The 14,648-nt window shown below is 51.1% G+C and carries 13 protein-coding genes; 8 read left to right on the top strand and 5 right to left on the bottom strand.

The genetic code is table 11. The features are described 5' to 3' along the window. The first annotated feature begins 98 nt into the window (after positions 1-98). On the top strand, positions 99-752 hold the full coding sequence (locus IMY23_RS02290) for an alpha/beta fold hydrolase (protein WP_192820544.1): 654 nt from the start codon (positions 99-101) through the stop codon (positions 750-752). Positions 753-851: 99 nt separating this feature from the next. Then, complete coding sequence (trpS, locus tag IMY23_RS02285) at positions 852-1,826, top strand: tryptophan--tRNA ligase (RefSeq protein ID WP_192820543.1); 975 nt, start codon at positions 852-854, stop codon at positions 1,824-1,826. 80 nt (positions 1,827-1,906) lie between these two features. Here trpS and IMY23_RS02280 read toward each other — a convergent pair whose 3' ends face one another. Together IMY23_RS02280 and IMY23_RS02275 are read right to left on the bottom strand one after the other, a co-directional pair. Continuing rightward, complete coding sequence (locus tag IMY23_RS02280; RefSeq protein ID WP_192820542.1) at positions 1,907-3,103, bottom strand: hypothetical protein; 1,197 nt, start codon at positions 3,101-3,103, stop codon at positions 1,907-1,909. A 124-nt stretch (positions 3,104-3,227) separates the two neighbouring features. Beyond that, a complete protein-coding gene (locus IMY23_RS02275; protein ID WP_192820541.1) occupies positions 3,228-3,629 on the bottom strand; it encodes a hypothetical protein in 402 nt (133 codons plus the stop codon). Positions 3,630-3,789: 160 nt separating this feature from the next. Between IMY23_RS02275 and hppD the strand changes: the two genes are divergently transcribed. Beyond that, on the top strand, positions 3,790-4,890 hold the full coding sequence (gene hppD, locus IMY23_RS02270) for a 4-hydroxyphenylpyruvate dioxygenase (RefSeq protein ID WP_192820540.1): 1,101 nt from the start codon (positions 3,790-3,792) through the stop codon (positions 4,888-4,890). 105 nt (positions 4,891-4,995) lie between these two features. Then, positions 4,996-6,744 carry a phospho-sugar mutase gene (locus IMY23_RS02265; protein WP_192820539.1) on the top strand — a complete coding sequence of 583 codons (1,749 nt, stop codon included), beginning with the start codon at positions 4,996-4,998 and terminating at the stop codon, positions 6,742-6,744. Between the two features lie 5 nt (positions 6,745-6,749). On the opposite strand, the gene IMY23_RS02260 is transcribed toward IMY23_RS02265, so the two are convergent. Continuing rightward, entirely contained in the window at positions 6,750-6,962 is a 213-nt protein-coding gene (locus IMY23_RS02260) for a hypothetical protein (RefSeq protein WP_192820538.1), read from the bottom strand. Positions 6,963-7,048: 86 nt separating this feature from the next. Between IMY23_RS02260 and IMY23_RS02255 the strand changes: the two genes are divergently transcribed. The 3 genes from IMY23_RS02255 to IMY23_RS02245 all read left to right on the top strand — a co-directional run bounded on the left by IMY23_RS02255 (position 7,049) and on the right by IMY23_RS02245 (position 10,518). Further along, positions 7,049-7,375: a hypothetical protein gene (locus IMY23_RS02255; protein ID WP_192820537.1), complete on the top strand. Its 327-nt coding sequence runs from the start codon at positions 7,049-7,051 to the stop codon at positions 7,373-7,375. A gap of 347 nt (positions 7,376-7,722) precedes the next feature. Next, a complete protein-coding gene (locus tag IMY23_RS02250; protein WP_192820536.1) occupies positions 7,723-9,582 on the top strand; it encodes a glycoside hydrolase family 2 protein in 1,860 nt (619 codons plus the stop codon). 171 nt (positions 9,583-9,753) lie between these two features. Further along, positions 9,754-10,518: an MBL fold metallo-hydrolase gene (locus tag IMY23_RS02245; protein ID WP_192820535.1), complete on the top strand. Its 765-nt coding sequence runs from the start codon at positions 9,754-9,756 to the stop codon at positions 10,516-10,518. A 165-nt stretch (positions 10,519-10,683) separates the two neighbouring features. On the opposite strand, the gene IMY23_RS02240 is transcribed toward IMY23_RS02245, so the two are convergent. Continuing rightward, positions 10,684-11,055 (bottom strand): hypothetical protein, encoded by a 372-nt coding sequence (locus tag IMY23_RS02240; RefSeq protein ID WP_192820534.1) that lies wholly within the window; start codon positions 11,053-11,055, stop codon positions 10,684-10,686. Between the two features lie 314 nt (positions 11,056-11,369). Beyond that, entirely contained in the window at positions 11,370-11,690 is a 321-nt protein-coding gene (locus IMY23_RS02235) for a hypothetical protein (protein ID WP_192823840.1), read from the bottom strand. Positions 11,691-12,110: 420 nt separating this feature from the next. On the opposite strand from IMY23_RS02235, the gene IMY23_RS02230 reads away from it, so the two are divergent. Continuing rightward, positions 12,111-14,576 (top strand): S9 family peptidase, encoded by a 2,466-nt coding sequence (locus IMY23_RS02230; RefSeq protein ID WP_192820533.1) that lies wholly within the window; start codon positions 12,111-12,113, stop codon positions 14,574-14,576. Positions 14,577-14,648 lie beyond the last annotated feature (72 nt).

Below are 14,648 nucleotides of genomic sequence, written 5' to 3'. Positions count from 1 at the left end.
AACCTATTTTCGGGCTCATTTCTGAAAACGAGGCCAAAAACGGAAATCCTCACGTCTTTTTAACTCTACAATAACCACCTACATCCGTACACGTCCGCATGACCCAACCTCCCCTTTACCTTTTGAGCGGGCTTTGCGCCGATGAACGGTTGTTTCAATTCCTGACCCTGGACCATCCCAATCCGGTGATTCTGAAGTGGTGCACGCCTGCCCCGGAAGATACCATGGCCAGCTATTCCACCAAATTAATCGCGCAGATGACACCCAGCCCGGTGCCGCCTATTCTGGTGGGCTTAAGTTTCGGCGGCATGGTGGTGCAGGAAATAGCCAAACAGATGCCGGTGACCAAAGTGATTCTGCTGTCCAGCCTGGCTGATACGCGGCAGTTGCCCTTGCATTACCGGGCGGGCGGATGGCTGCAGTTGCAGAAATGGCTGCCGTTGGACTGGTTTAAGCATTGGCTAGCGCCGGCCCACTGGCTTTTCGGGGCGAAGTTGCCAAAGGAGAAACGGGTTTTTGACGCCATCATCCATGACACGGACATTCCGTTTTTGCGTTGGTCCCTGACTCAGATTCTGAACTGGCGGCACCTGGCCAACCCAGAGAATACGGTGGCCATTCACGGAGACCAGGACAAAATTCTGCCGGTGCCGCACTTTAAGCCTTTGCATGTGCTGCCGGGCGGCGAGCATTTAATGGTGATGGGCCGGGCCCAGGAAGTAAGTGCCTTGATTAACCGCTATCTGCGGTAGGCCGTTTTCGGGCTCATTTCTGAAAATGAGGCCAAAAACGCTTCTGGTTTTCCAGTCTGGCCTGCAATCGCTTACTTTGTGCAAAAGAACCGTACCACCATGGCAAGAATTCTTACCGGCATCCAAAGCAGTGGCCGTCCGCACCTGGGCAATCTGCTGGGCGCCATCCTTCCCGCAATTGAGCTTTCCAAAAAATCGCAGAACGACTCACTTTATTTCATAGCAGATTTGCACTCGCTCACCTCCATCAGAGACGCCGAGGAACGCAAAATGAACACCTATGCGGTGGCGGCTGCGTGGCTGGCCTTCGGGTTTGACACCGATAAAAATATCTTCTACCGCCAGAGCGATGTGCCTGAGGTAACGGAGTTGACGTGGTATTTGAGCTGCTTCGCGCCGTACCCCATGCTGGCCAACGCGCACTCGTTCAAAGATAAGTCGGCGCGCCGGGGTTTGGCCGATGTGAACGCCGGGCTCTTCACCTACCCTATCTTGATGGCCGCCGATATTCTCTTGTATGACGCGGAGTTTGTGCCCGTGGGCAAAGACCAGGTACAGCATCTGGAAATCACCCGTGACGTGGCCAGCTCATTCAACCACATTTACGGGGATACGTTTGTGTTGCCCGAAGCCAAAGTGGACGAATCTGTGATGACCGTGCCTGGCCTTAACGGCGAGAAAATGAGTAAGTCTTATGGCAACACCATTGATATTTTCCTGCCCGAGAAAGAATTGCGCAAACGCGTGATGGCCATTGTCTCAGACAGCAAAACCCTGGAAGACCCCAAAGACCCCGCCACCGACACCACCTTCAAACTGTATTCCTTAATTGCCACCCCAGCAGAAACTGAAATCCTGCGCCAGCAGTATTTGGCCGGCGGCTACGGCTACGGCCACGCAAAACAGGCGCTGTATGACTTGATTCTGACCAAATACGCCGAGCCCCGCGAGCGCTTCCATTACTACATGAACAACTTGCCGGAGCTTGACGCCAAACTAGCTGAAGGTGCCGCCAAAGCCCGCGCCATTGGCAGCGGCGTGTTGAAACGCGTTCGGGAGAAGTTGGGGTTTTAGATTGGTATCACGTAGAAGGTATCAAGTAGCAAGACTTGTGTAAAACAGGAAAGCCGAGGCAATTGCTTCGGCTTTCCTGTTTAAGTAGTCTTCACAAAAAATGATTTGAGTGTATCTGATGAAAAATAGAAATAATAATTCTTCCCTAGAAATGTCCGATCCATGAGAACTTCTTTTAATGTGGAATCAACTGGACGCTTTTTTAAGCTATTAATTGAATTTAAAGGAATTACTTTATAATCAGTTGGATCAGTTGCTGAAAAAGTATGCAAGCGTTTTTTTTCTTCGTCCATAAAGTAGACTTGATGTTGGTCATCTAACCAAAACATGGGTAAAGCATAGTCTAATTCATTATAGAAACCATCATATCTGTACTCAGCTATTTTTTTCCCATTCACATGATAGAAAATTAAATTTTTAGTTTTCCTATCATATTTTTCCTCCCATTTCTTTTTAGCCTTGTTGTAATATCGCTCCACATAATCATATAAAGCAAAAAAAGTAGTGTCTGTCAAAAACTTTGCAGCTACCATATCTTCCTTACCAAATTTGAATTTATAGTTACCAGGCCCAAATAGAGTATGGCAGTTTAGGAAGTATTTTCGGTTTGGGCTGGTATGAACTTCGCCATCACATCCATTCCCTCCGGTGCTACTGTAAGATTCTAATTGCAGTAAATTACCTTTCAAATCAGTTGAAAAGAATGATATTCCGCCAAAATCACTATCAGGAAGCCCAAACCATATATCAAATAACACTCTTCCATCAAGCGTTACTCCTCTGAATTGAGCTGCCATAGGTACACTTTCTATGATAAAGCCATCATTCTCCAATTTCAGAAAATCATGTTTAGTAAACTTTTTATCAAATAAAACTTCCCCATTTTTACTCAATTTGATTTTATAAACATGATTATGGGCTTTCATGATCCGAACACTTTTTAGTTCTCCATCAGCACTATCTCTAAGAGTTTCTGTCAAAGAACTGTCATTTAGACTATATCCTTCAGTAACAGCTTTAAAGGTGTCATCTCCAACCTTTAATTCTACTTGGCTATTCATGTAATCATACTCTCCCCTTTTGAAAAGATATTGAGTATAATATGTTGTATCAATTCGTTTTGTAAGGGTTAATGGTGGTGATAGCTGCGGTGTGCCAGAGGAGGAATCTGTCACTTTTGCCACCTCTTTTTTCTGGCAAGCCCATACTGAAACCAAAACCAAGAAATAGTACCACCAGTTTTTCATACCCCATGTTAGGAATTTCCTGACAATCATAAAAATCAAATCCTGTTTTTGGCTCCGTTTCCAGAAATGAGCCCGAAAACGGAAAATGGCCCACGCGCAGCATTGCCTGCACGTGGGCCATTTCTATAAAAATCTTGCTACCTGATACTTGATACTAGCTTGCTTGCCACACTTCCTGGCGCACGGTCTTGCCTACGCTCAAGATAAGGCGGGTGGGGTTGGGCACTAGCAACAGGCGAGCCTCTTTGTTGGGGTAGGCATCGGCTTCCACCCAAACGCCTTCCTTGCCGGTCACGTCTACCTGGCCTTCAGCGTTCAGGGCTTCAGGCAAGTAAGCGGTGGGCAGGAGCACGTCGGTGTCGGGGCAGATTTTCTGGTGCACGTCGCCCAGCACTTCTTCCAGGTATTCGCCGAAATTATCGTTGAACTCGTCTTCCATGTCATGCAGTTCCTCCTCCACTTCGTCATAGCGGTCATCATTGTAGGAAAGTTTGCTGAGCTCCTGTTTTTTCTGGATCATGGAAACCAGACGCGTATTTAATTCTTGGATATTCATGCGTTCGTATTTTTCACAAATTTTATAACATATTGCGCTATTTCCAAGTAGATGGGCCAAAACCCTGCGTAAACTACCTATTTTCTTTCCGGCGCAATTCTTCTATTTTTACCTTTCTTGCCGTGCCCTGGCACGTAAACCGTCATAAAAAACCTCTAGAATGGAAACTCCAATAGATTTTCTTCCTTTAAACGGCACAGATTACATAGAATTTTACGTGGGCAATGCCAAGCAGAGCGCCTATTACTACCAAAGTGCGTTCGGGTTTGAGCTGGTGGCCTACGCGGGCCCCGAGACCGGCGTGCGCGACCGGGCTTCTTACGTGCTGCAGCAAGGAAAGGTGCGTTTTGTACTCACCACGTCGCTGGACCCAGATTCCGCCATCTCAGAGCACGTGCGCCTGCACGGCGATGGCGTAAAGGTCATGGCCCTGTGGGTGGACGATGCCTACAAATCTTATCAGGAAACCACCAGTCGCGGCGCTAAATCGGCGGGCGAACCGCAGACCCTCACAGATGAATTTGGCGAAGTGAAAGTGGCTTCCATCTTCACCTACGGCGAAACCATTCACACTTTTGTGGAGCGCAAAAACTACAAAGGCGCGTTCATGCCTGGGTTTGTAGCCAGAAAAAGCCCGGTGCCGGTAAACCCGGTAGGTCTCAAGCATGTGGACCACTGCGTAGGCAACGTGGGCTGGGGCGAAATGAACACCTGGGTAGATTTCTACGCCAAGGTCATGGGCTTCCAATTGTTGCTCACCTTTGACGATGAAGACATCTCCACCGAATATTCTGCCTTAATGAGTAAAGTGATGAGCAACGGAAACGGCTACGTGAAGTTCCCCATCAACGAGCCCGCCGAAGGCAAGAAGAAATCACAGATTGAGGAGTACCTGGACTATTACAAAAGTCCCGGCGTGCAGCACATTGCCATCGCCACAGATGATATTGTGACTACCGTGGGTGAATTGCGCCGCCGTGGCATTGAATTCCTGAGCGTGCCCGCCTCTTATTACGCCGATTTACTGCAGCGCGTGGGCGCCATTGACGAAGACCTGCAGCGCCTGCAGGAGCACAACATTCTGGTGGACCGCGACAACGAAGGCTACCTGCTCCAGATTTTCACCAAGCCCGTGGAAGACCGCCCCACCGTGTTCTATGAAATCATTCAGCGGAAAGGAGCCAAGTCCTTCGGGAAAGGGAATTTCAAGGCGTTGTTTGAGTCTATTGAACGCGAGCAGGCCTTGCGCGGAAACCTTTAGATAATGCGTGAAGGAGTGAAGGAAGGAATTAGTGAATGAAGATACCAACACTTGTTTCCTAAGTCACTCCCTCACTCCTTCCTTTATTCAATCATTAAACTTCCTATGGAAAATAACCTACAACTAGATTCTTCCCTCCAAACCAAAATAAACGCCTGGCTGGAAGGTGGCTATGACGATGATACCAAAGCCGAATTACAGAAATTGATAGATGCCGGCGATACTGAAACGCTCACTGATTCTTTCTACAAAGACCTGGAGTTTGGCACCGGCGGGCTTCGCGGCATTATGGGCGTGGGCAGCAACCGCATGAACCGCTACACCGTGGGCATGGCTACGCAGGGTTTGAGCAATTACCTGTTGAAATCGTTCCCAGACCAGCAGGTGAGCGTGGCCATTGCGCATGACAGCCGCAACAACTCAGACGTGTTCGCCAATGTGGTGGCAGATGTGTTCAGCGCCAACGGCATAAAAGTGTACTTCTTCAAAGAGCTACGTCCCACGCCCGAGCTGTCGTTTGCCATCCGGCATTTGGGTTGCCAGAGCGGCGTGGTGGTCACGGCTTCGCACAACCCCAAAGAATACAACGGCTACAAAGCCTACTGGAACGACGGTGGTCAGGTGACCGCGCCGCATGACAAGAACATTATTGCCGAAGTTAACAAAATCCAGAGCGTGGAGCAAGTAAAATTTGAGCGAAACGAAGCCAACGTAGAATTCATTTTGGACGAGGTGGACCAGGCGTATCTGGACAAAGTAGCGACCTTGAGCGTGGACCCGGCCATGATTCAGCGCCAGAAAGACCTCAAGATTGTTTTCACGCCCATTCACGGAACCGGCATCACGCTGGTGCCACGCGCGCTGGAGCGGTTCGGGTTTACCAATGTGCACGTGCTGGAGGCCCAGGCTACGCCAAACGGGAACTTCCCAACGGTGGTCTACCCTAACCCCGAGGAGAAAGACGCCATGAACCTGGCCATGCAAAAAGCCAAGGAACTGGACGCTGATTTGGTCCTGGCCACCGACCCAGACGCCGACCGCGTGGGCATTGCCGTGAAAGACCTGAACGGCGAATGGGTGCTGCTCAACGGAAACCAAACCGCCGCGCTCCTCACTTATTACATTCTGCAGGCCTGGCAAAAAGCGGGCAAACTCACTGGCAAAGAGTACATTGTGAGCACCATTGTGACCACAGACCTAATCAACCGCGTGGCCGAAGGCTTTAACGTGGACTGTTTTGAGACCCTCACCGGCTTCAAATACATTGCCACCATCATGCGCGAGAAAGAAGGCGAAGCCCAGTACATCTGCGGCGGCGAGGAAAGCTACGGCTTCCTGGTGGGTGATTTTGTGCGGGACAAAGACGCCGTTTCTGCCTGCGCCATGATTGCCGAAATGGTAGCCGCGGCCAAAGACCAGGGCAAGAGTCTGTTTGAACTCATGATTCAGATGTACACGGAGTTTGGGTATTACAAGGAAGACTTGATTTCCCTGACCAAGAAAGGCCACCGTGGCGCGCTGGAGATTCAGGAAATGATGCAAGAGCTTCGTGAGAACCCACCCAAGACCATTGCCGGGTCAGATGTGGTGGAACTGATTGACTACAAAACCGGCTTTAGAAGAAATCTGCAAACGGGCGCTGAGCAGGCCACCGGCCTGGAAAGCTCCAACGTGCTGCAGTTCCTCACGGCGGACGGCACCAAGATTTCGGCCAGGCCTTCGGGCACGGAGCCTAAGATCAAATTTTATTTCAGCGTGCGCGAGCCCTTGGCCAACGCCCAGGAATTTGACCAGGTGAGCCAGAAACTCGACCAGAAAATTCAGGTCATCATCACAGACATGAACTTGAAGTAATACGTCTAATTAAAATAGGAAAGCCGCTTTTTCATTTTTGAAAAGGCGGCTTTTTTTGCGCTTGGTTTTCCGTTTTCGGGCTCATTTCTGGAAACGGAGCCAAAAACAGAATCCGCCTGCGCCTTCTCACAGAACTTGAAAAAGCCAGCTTCCAAAGAAATAAAATTGCCTGGTGCAGCCCTTGCTAAAAATGCAGAAATTAGTAATTTACAGAGCATTTATTTCAAGCTGAAACAAAAGAATTCAAGAGGCAGCAAGTCCTAAATACTTTACGTACTAACCTGTAAACACCCACTGCTTACACATGGAAAAGACCATTTTTATGACGTTCAAAGTTTTGGTGATTCTGGTGTTTATGCTCAAAATCGGCAACTGGTTTTTAGACTACCCAGTTGAAACCAATCGCCTTCTAAATTTGGTTATGTTCAGTTTAATTGGTGTTGCCTACATTGCTTTTGGCCTGGCCTGGGATAAGCCTTTGAGTAAGGTCATCATGGTTGCTTGCGGGGCCTTCCTCATTGGTATGAACTTCTTGCCCAAAAATTCATTCCTGGAAGTTCTGAGCATTGTTAGCCTCTTGGCGCCCATGCTTATTGCGCGGTTTTCACCCTCGCAGGAAACTGCTTCGTAGAACCTTTATCCTCTTTTAAATTCGTTTGACTCCCGTTTTCGGGCTCATTTCCAGAAATGAGCCCGAAAACGGGAGTTTCTATTTGTAGAAGAGTTTTCCATCAGGCAATATTCTTTAGAGTTGAAAAGCCAGATATGCCTGGCCTAGCGTGAATTAGCCTTCAGGTACAACTCAATTATAATTTATATGGCGCAGATGGCCGGGTAGAACAAAGTGATTTTCTCCTACCCAAGGGCAGCAGGGGGCGTTTTGTCTAAACCTCGGCAAGATTTGAAAAACAGGTAATCTACTCCCGCACAAATCCCGTTAAAGACGGAGAACCTTTGACCAAAAGCAAAACTGCCCATATGCAATCGCACCACCCCAACCTGAGCACCACCGAGAGTTTTGAGAGCGCCCACCGCCAACCTGAGGACCTGAATCCCCTCCCCCGCGCCATCATTCGGCCCAACACCTATTTCTTGCTGGACGGCGAATGGAAATTTGAGATGGATGCGGAAGACCGCGGCCTGCGCGAAGCCTGGTACCTGGGCCACAAGTTTGAGCACAACGCGAACTGGCCCGGCTCTGTGGAAGAGCACCTCACCCAAGCCAAAGGCCTCTCGGCCACGGCGGGCCCGACCTGGCATGACCGCGTGGTGGTTTGGTATGAACGCGAATTTCCCCGGCCCGAGCGCGTAGACACCAACGTAAAGTCCATGTTCCAGATTACTTTTGGGGCCTGTGGCTATGAAACCCGCGTGTGGCTCAATGGCCGGCTGCTCACCACGGTAGAAGGCGAAGAGGTGCACTACGGCGAATACACGTCCTTTTCTTATGAACTCAACGAAGAGCACCTGCTTCCCCAGAACTGGCTCACCGTGCGCATTGTAGACACCATGGACGCCGAGATTCCGCGCGGCAAGCAGGAATCACATGTGTACAAGCGCGGCGGCATCTGGTACCAAACCTACACCGGAGCGGTGCGCAGCGTGTGGCTGGAGACCGTGGAGCGCAACCGACTGCGGTCACGGTTTGGCGTGCAAAGCATTATTGAGAATTCCTTGGTGCGCTTCAATTTCACGCCGCGTATTCATGACCCGGGCATGTACCTGCTCAAACTCCAGGTTTTTGAACGCGACGTAGATAACACAGAGCCCATCGCCACCTCAGAATTTCCGCTCAAACTGGAAGTAGGCCAGAAACAACAGCACGTAGTCATGGAGATTCCGGGGGCCGAACTTTGGAGCCCTGAAACCCCCAAGCTGTACCGCCTGGTGGCGCAACTGATTGATTCCAGCGGCTACACTGCCCAGATTGAAGGCCACTTTGGCATGCGCAAGATTGAGGCCCGTGGCCGCTACATTTACCTCAACAACCAGGAGATTTACATAGACGGCATTCTGTACCAGCCCGGCACGGCCACTTATGAAGAAATGCGGCGCCACATGTTTGCCATGAAAGAACTGGGCTGCAACCTGGTGCGCGTGCATATTGCCGGCGTTGACCCCCGCATCTACAACCTGGCAGACGAAATTGGGCTTTTGCTCTGGGTGGAAGTGCCCAGCCCGCACAGCTCCACGCAGAAAAGCCGTGAGAACCACCGCGCCGAACTCATGCGCATGCTCGCCCTCACCGAAACCAACCCTTCGGTGATTATCTGGAGTTTGTACAACGAAGACTGGGGCGCCCAGGACATCGCCACCAACCCAGACACGCGCCAGTACATCATGGACATCTTCCATTACATGAAAATACGCTACCCGCAATTCCTGGTGGTGGACAATGATGGCTGGCAGCACGTTTCTTTTGAAGGAAAACTGAAAACCGATTTGCTCACCGCGCACGTGTACACGCCAGAGGTAGACCGCTGGTGCGAAGTGCTGGATCAAATTACTTCCGGGCAGATGGAAGGCGTGGCGGCGTTCCCGCTGGTGGTAGGCGACCAGTATTTTTACCGCGGGCAGTCGCCGGTGATCATCAGTGAGTGGGGTGGTTTCGGGTTTTCAGATTACGGCGGGCCCAATGACCTGGAAGAACGCGCCGACCGCATAAAACTCTTTAAACAGGAAATGCGCAAGCGCCGCATTGCGGGTGATGTCTACACCCAAGCCACTAACATTGAAGACGAACGCAACGGTTTGCTGGACCCGCAGACGGGCGAATTGTCGGTGCCGGCGGGTTTGCTCAATTCCCGTGGGCCTGCCAAAGAAGAACCGCAAGGGTAATAGTGGGTTTCTTTCATTTTCCGTTTTCGGGCTCATTTCCAGAAATGAGCCCGAAAACGGATTTTTTACTTTTCAGATTTCGGCCTTTAAACAAAACCTGGGTTTATTTGTCTTAGGGACAGCACATATCATCAAAACCATTCCTCAAAAAGCCTTTACATTTTTAAACCTATGAAATTTCCACAACTCCTTATTGCCTTTTTTTTGCTGATTTCCGGCAATGCCGTGGCGCAGAAGCCAACCCTTGACCAGATAGACACCAAGAAAGGTCCGTTGAAAATTCAGCCCATCACCCACGGAACGGTGGTGCTGCACTGGGACGCCAAAACCATTTGGGTGGATCCGTATGGCGGCGCGCAAGGATTTGAAGGCGTGGCCGCGCCAGACCTTATTCTCATCACAGACATCCACGGTGATCATTTAGACAAGAAAACCCTGGAAGCTGTGAACACCAGCAAAGCCATCATTATTGCGCCGCAAGCCGTGGTTGACCAGTTGCCCGAGGCCCTAAAAGCCAAAGCGGTGGTGCTGGGCAACGGCGAAACCACGTCGCAGCTGGGAATTTCTGTACGCGTGGTGCCTATGTACAACTTGCCAGAAACCGCTGATTCGCGCCACCCCAAAGGCCGCGGCAACGGCTATGTGCTGGAAATGGGCGGCAAGAACATCTATCTTTCCGGCGACACGGAAGACATAGTGGAAATGCGCGCCTTGAAAAACATAGACGTGGCCTTTGTGTGCATGAACCTGCCCTTCACCATGGATGTGGACCAGGCCGCCTCGGCAGTCCTTGACTTTAAACCGAAGGTTGTCTACCCCTACCATTACCGCGGCCAGGGCGGCTTAAGTGACGTGAACGCCTTCAAGCAAAAAGTAGATGCTGGCAAGAAGAAGATTGACGTGCGGCTGCGCAACTGGTACCCTCAGCAGAACTAGCAGGTAGTTTCAACTTATTAAAAACGGCAACGCCTTTCCAGCTTCTGGAAAGGCGTTGCCGTTTTTGGCTACGTTTTCAGAAATGAGCCCGAAAACGGTAGAGAAAAAAAAAGGCTACGCTGTGGAGCGTAGCCTGTGGTCTTACTACATGTGAAGCAGAAGGGTTTAAATTCTGTCTGGTTTGTTTTCAGATGGGGTGACTTCATCAGAGCCAAACTCCTGGTTTCCGCTCCTGATGCCGTTGGCTTCGCCGTCCATGGCGTCATAGCTGCCTTCAACTTCAAAGCCTGGTCCTTGGGAAATGGCCTCGGTGTCGGTGCGGTCATTGGCGCCGTAACCGGTAACTTCATCGCCGCCAATGTGCAGGTTCTCCAGTTTATCTTTTTGGTTGTCGCGTTCGGTGTCACCGCCCAGGCCTATGTTGCGCTTGGCCGAAGGATCTGGTTGGTTGCCCGGCGCATTGCGCTGGTGGCTTTCATCATTGATGTTGTTGGGTCTGTCTTGGTCTGGCGTATTTTCTTGGTCTGTGTGGTTCATAGCGTTGCAGATAAGTGGTGAACTGTCAATACGCACAGAAGGTACCGCATGTTGGCTTTCCTGGTAAATCAACGTTGCCCAAACTCAAGTGTTCCGGACCAGGAGGCGCAAAAAAAAGCACCTGGCGGGCCAGGTGCTTTCTAAGCAGTTTAGAGCATGGTTAAATTTGTCTTTTGTGCTGCAAACAGCCATCATATGAACCTGGATTGCGGTAGCGTCACACCATAGCGCGGCTATGCTGCTCAAAAAACGCTTCGCCAGAACCTTTTGCTACCTGTTTTCGCTTGCAGAATCAAAATCTAAACGAGCTCTTATCAGGATTTTCCTTTTTTGCCTTTCTTCCCTTTCTTTCCTTTTTGCTTGCCATTGGCTTTCTTTTGCTGACCCGGGGCAAATTCCTTGGCCGACTGCTGGCCGTACACTTTCTTGGCCTGGCCCGGCGGCATGCCCTCAGTGCGCGTGGTGGAAGAACCTGGCAAAGGAATGCCCGCCGGGTACGTCTCTGACGGAATGCCGCTTCTGGAAGTTCTGGTTGAGCTTGGCGTACGCGAACTGCTGGTGTTTTTGGAACTAGAGCAACTGGCGGCTACCAGCGTGAAGGCGAGTACCAAAGGAAGGTAAAGAAACTTTTTCATGGATGTAAAATTAAGGAAATGGGTGAACTCCCGAAAGCCTAAGCAAGGATAAGACCAATTTCTTGCCAGCGGAATTAACTTCTGCGCATTTGCCTTGCATCTACGGCCAGTTGGGCATTCCGTTTTCGGGCTCCTTTCTGAAAATGAGCCCGAAAACGGAAACGTTGATAAGTTGTCTGAGGAATATTCTGCCTGACCGTTACGGAAGCCTGTAATTCAAATTCGCTTGAATATAAAGCAGCATCTACCTTTAGAACATATAATACCCAATAAGTCAAATGCTTACAACCCTGCCCCTGATTTTATTAAGGGCCAGCCCGTTAGCCAGGTGGTTTTCAGAAAACAGGCTTTAGGCGTGTGGAGTTGCATGAGATAATTGTGTACTTTAGCAGAGAACAACCTATACCAACCTATACAAACATGGCAACCACTATTATTTCTCCCCGGTCACGGCTGGCCCTCTGGCTGATGGCGCTTTCGTTGGCAGGCCCGGCGGCGGCCCAGGCCCCCAAAGACCTCAACGTGCCCTACCAACGCCCTGCAGAATCTATTGCTAAACTGATTGAAGCCCCCGCCACGCCTACTGCGGTTTTTGACTCCAAAGGCGACTGGATGCTGGTGATGGAGCGCCCCGGCTACCCGTCTATTGACGAAGTAGCTGCGCCCGAGGCCCGATTAGGTGGTTTGAGAATTAACCCAGCGGTGAACGGCACCAGCCGAGGTTCCTCTTTCAACAGCCTTACATTCAAGAAAGTAACCGGCGGTCAGGAATTCACCGTGCAGGGCTTGCCGGCCAACGCGCGCATCACAGACGTGACCTGGTCACCAAATGAAAAGCAGGTGGCCTTTCTAAACACAGCCAACAACGGCATTGAACTCTGGGTCTTGGGCGTGGAGAACCGCACGGCCCGCAAACTCACCAACGCCACCGTGAATGACGCCTACGGCAACGCCTTCAACTGGGCGCCTGACAGCAAAAGCCTCCTGGTGAAACTTGTAGACACCAACCGCGGGAAAGCCCCAGATACCAACATGGTGCCGGTGGGTCCGGTGATTCAGGAAAACCTGGGCCGCACCGCCCCTTCGCGCACGTACCAAGATTTGCTCAAAAACCGTCAGGACGAAGCTTTGTTTGACTACTACCTCACCAGCCAATTGGTGCACGTGACTCTAGACGGCACGCAAACCCCAGTGGGCGGCAAAGGTGTGATTCGGTCTTTCAATTTATCGCCAGACGGGCAGTATCTGTTGGTGAATTCCACTAAGAAACCGTATTCCTACTTAGTGCCGGCCAGCCTGTTCCCCTATACCGTGCAGGTTTGGGATCGCCAAGGAAAACTGGTGAAAGAAATTGCAGATATTCCGTTGGGCGAAAACATTCCCGTAGGCTTCAACGCCGTGGCCACCGGTCCGCGCAGCGTTTCCTGGCGTCCCGACCAACCGGCTTCCCTTTATTGGGTAGAAGCGCAGGACGGCGGCGATGATAAAAAAGAAGTGCCTATCAGAGACATCGTGTATTTGCAAGCCGCACCCTTCACCCAGAAACCGGTGGCTTTGGTAGGCACCAAACTACGCTACAGCGGCATGACCTGGGGCCAGAACGACATGGCGCTGGTGATGGAACGCTGGTGGCGCAACCGCCAGGAACGCCGTTTGCTGGTGAAACCCAGCAAGCCCGGCGCTGAACCGGTGGTGTTGGTGGAACGCTCCTATGAAGACCTTTACACAGACCCGGGCTCACCGGTGATGACCAAAAACCAGTACGGCCGCAACGTGCTCATGACCGACAAATCTGGACAGAACCTGTTTATGATCAGTGAAGGCGGCTCCCCGCAGGGTAACCGTCCGTTCCTGAGCAAATTCAACCTGGCCACCAAGAAAACTGACATTCTATGGCGCTCTGAGGCTCCGTATTATGAACGCCCCGTGGACGTGACCAACCCAGACAAAGGAACGTTCATCACCCGCCGCGAGTCTGAGAATGATCCGCCTAACTACTACCTGCGCCAGGTAGGTTCCAAGAAACTCACGGCCATTACCAAATTCCCGCACCCGGCCCCGGATTTGCAGGGCATTCAGAAGCAATACCTCACCTACAAACGCAATGACGGCGTCACGCTCACCGCCACTTTGTACACACCCAAAGGGTACAAAAAAGAGCAAGGCCGTTTGCCAGTATTGATGTGGGCTTACCCAAGGGAGTTCAAAGATGCGGCCACCGCTGGTCAGGTGAAAACCTCGCCGTACGAATTCACGCGCATCAATTACGGTTCGCCGCTGTTCTGGGTAACCCGTGGCTATGCCGTGATGGATCGCACAGACTTCCCTATTGTGGGCGAAGGCACCGCCGAACCGAACGACACCTATGTAGAACAATTGGTAGCCAGCGCGCAAGCCGCCATCAATGAAGTAGCCAATCTGGGCATTGGGGACCCCAACCGCGTGGCGGTAGGCGGCCACTCTTACGGAGCCTTCATGACTGCTAATTTGCTGGCACACTCCAACCTGTTTGTCGCCGGTATTGCCCGTAGTGGCGCATATAACCGTACGCTAACGCCGTTTGGGTTTCAGGCCGAGGAGCGCACCTTCTGGCAAGCGCCGGAGGTGTACAACAAAATGTCGCCGTTCAACTATGCCAATAAAATCAAGACGCCTATTCTCTTGATCCACGGCGAGGCCGACAACAATTCCGGTACGTTCCCCATCCAGAGTGAGCGTTTCTACAATGCCCTCAAAGGCCACGGCGCCACCACCCGCTACGTGGTGTTGCCTTCTGAGAGCCACGGCTACGGTGCCAAAGAAAGTGTGATGCACATGCTCTGGGAAATGGACCAATGGCTGGAGAAATACGTAAAGAACAAACCACAGCCGCAGACCATGAAGTAAAATTTGAGGTAAGATAAAATCGGGTTTCTGTAAGAAGAGGCCCGATTTTTTTTGTGTAAAAGCTTTTGTAAA

Origin of the sequence: Rufibacter sp. LB8, from assembly GCF_014876185.1 — a bacterium.
In the GTDB taxonomy this organism is placed as follows: domain Bacteria; phylum Bacteroidota; class Bacteroidia; order Cytophagales; family Hymenobacteraceae; genus Nibribacter.
The sequence above is the reverse complement of the archived record's forward strand: the minus strand, read 5'-3'. Positions and strand labels throughout refer to the sequence as shown.

What these genes read in the sequence shown, in the direction of transcription:
- IMY23_RS02290 (WP_192820544.1), top strand. Translation starts at nt 99, where the DNA reads ATGACCCAACCTCCCCTTTACCTTTTGAGCGGGCTTTGCGCCGATGAA.
- trpS (WP_192820543.1), top strand. Translation starts at nt 852, where the DNA reads ATGGCAAGAATTCTTACCGGCATCCAAAGCAGTGGCCGTCCGCACCTG.
- IMY23_RS02280 (WP_192820542.1), bottom strand. Translation starts at nt 3,103, where the DNA reads ATGATTGTCAGGAAATTCCTAACATGGGGTATGAAAAACTGGTGGTAC.
- IMY23_RS02275 (WP_192820541.1), bottom strand. Translation starts at nt 3,629, where the DNA reads ATGAATATCCAAGAATTAAATACGCGTCTGGTTTCCATGATCCAGAAA.
- hppD (WP_192820540.1), top strand. Translation starts at nt 3,790, where the DNA reads ATGGAAACTCCAATAGATTTTCTTCCTTTAAACGGCACAGATTACATA.
- IMY23_RS02265 (WP_192820539.1), top strand. Translation starts at nt 4,996, where the DNA reads ATGGAAAATAACCTACAACTAGATTCTTCCCTCCAAACCAAAATAAAC.
- IMY23_RS02260 (WP_192820538.1), bottom strand. Translation starts at nt 6,962, where the DNA reads ATGCTCTGTAAATTACTAATTTCTGCATTTTTAGCAAGGGCTGCACCA.
- IMY23_RS02255 (WP_192820537.1), top strand. Translation starts at nt 7,049, where the DNA reads ATGGAAAAGACCATTTTTATGACGTTCAAAGTTTTGGTGATTCTGGTG.
- IMY23_RS02250 (WP_192820536.1), top strand. Translation starts at nt 7,723, where the DNA reads ATGCAATCGCACCACCCCAACCTGAGCACCACCGAGAGTTTTGAGAGC.
- IMY23_RS02245 (WP_192820535.1), top strand. Translation starts at nt 9,754, where the DNA reads ATGAAATTTCCACAACTCCTTATTGCCTTTTTTTTGCTGATTTCCGGC.
- IMY23_RS02240 (WP_192820534.1), bottom strand. Translation starts at nt 11,055, where the DNA reads ATGAACCACACAGACCAAGAAAATACGCCAGACCAAGACAGACCCAAC.
- IMY23_RS02235 (WP_192823840.1), bottom strand. Translation starts at nt 11,690, where the DNA reads ATGAAAAAGTTTCTTTACCTTCCTTTGGTACTCGCCTTCACGCTGGTA.
- IMY23_RS02230 (WP_192820533.1), top strand. Translation starts at nt 12,111, where the DNA reads ATGGCAACCACTATTATTTCTCCCCGGTCACGGCTGGCCCTCTGGCTG.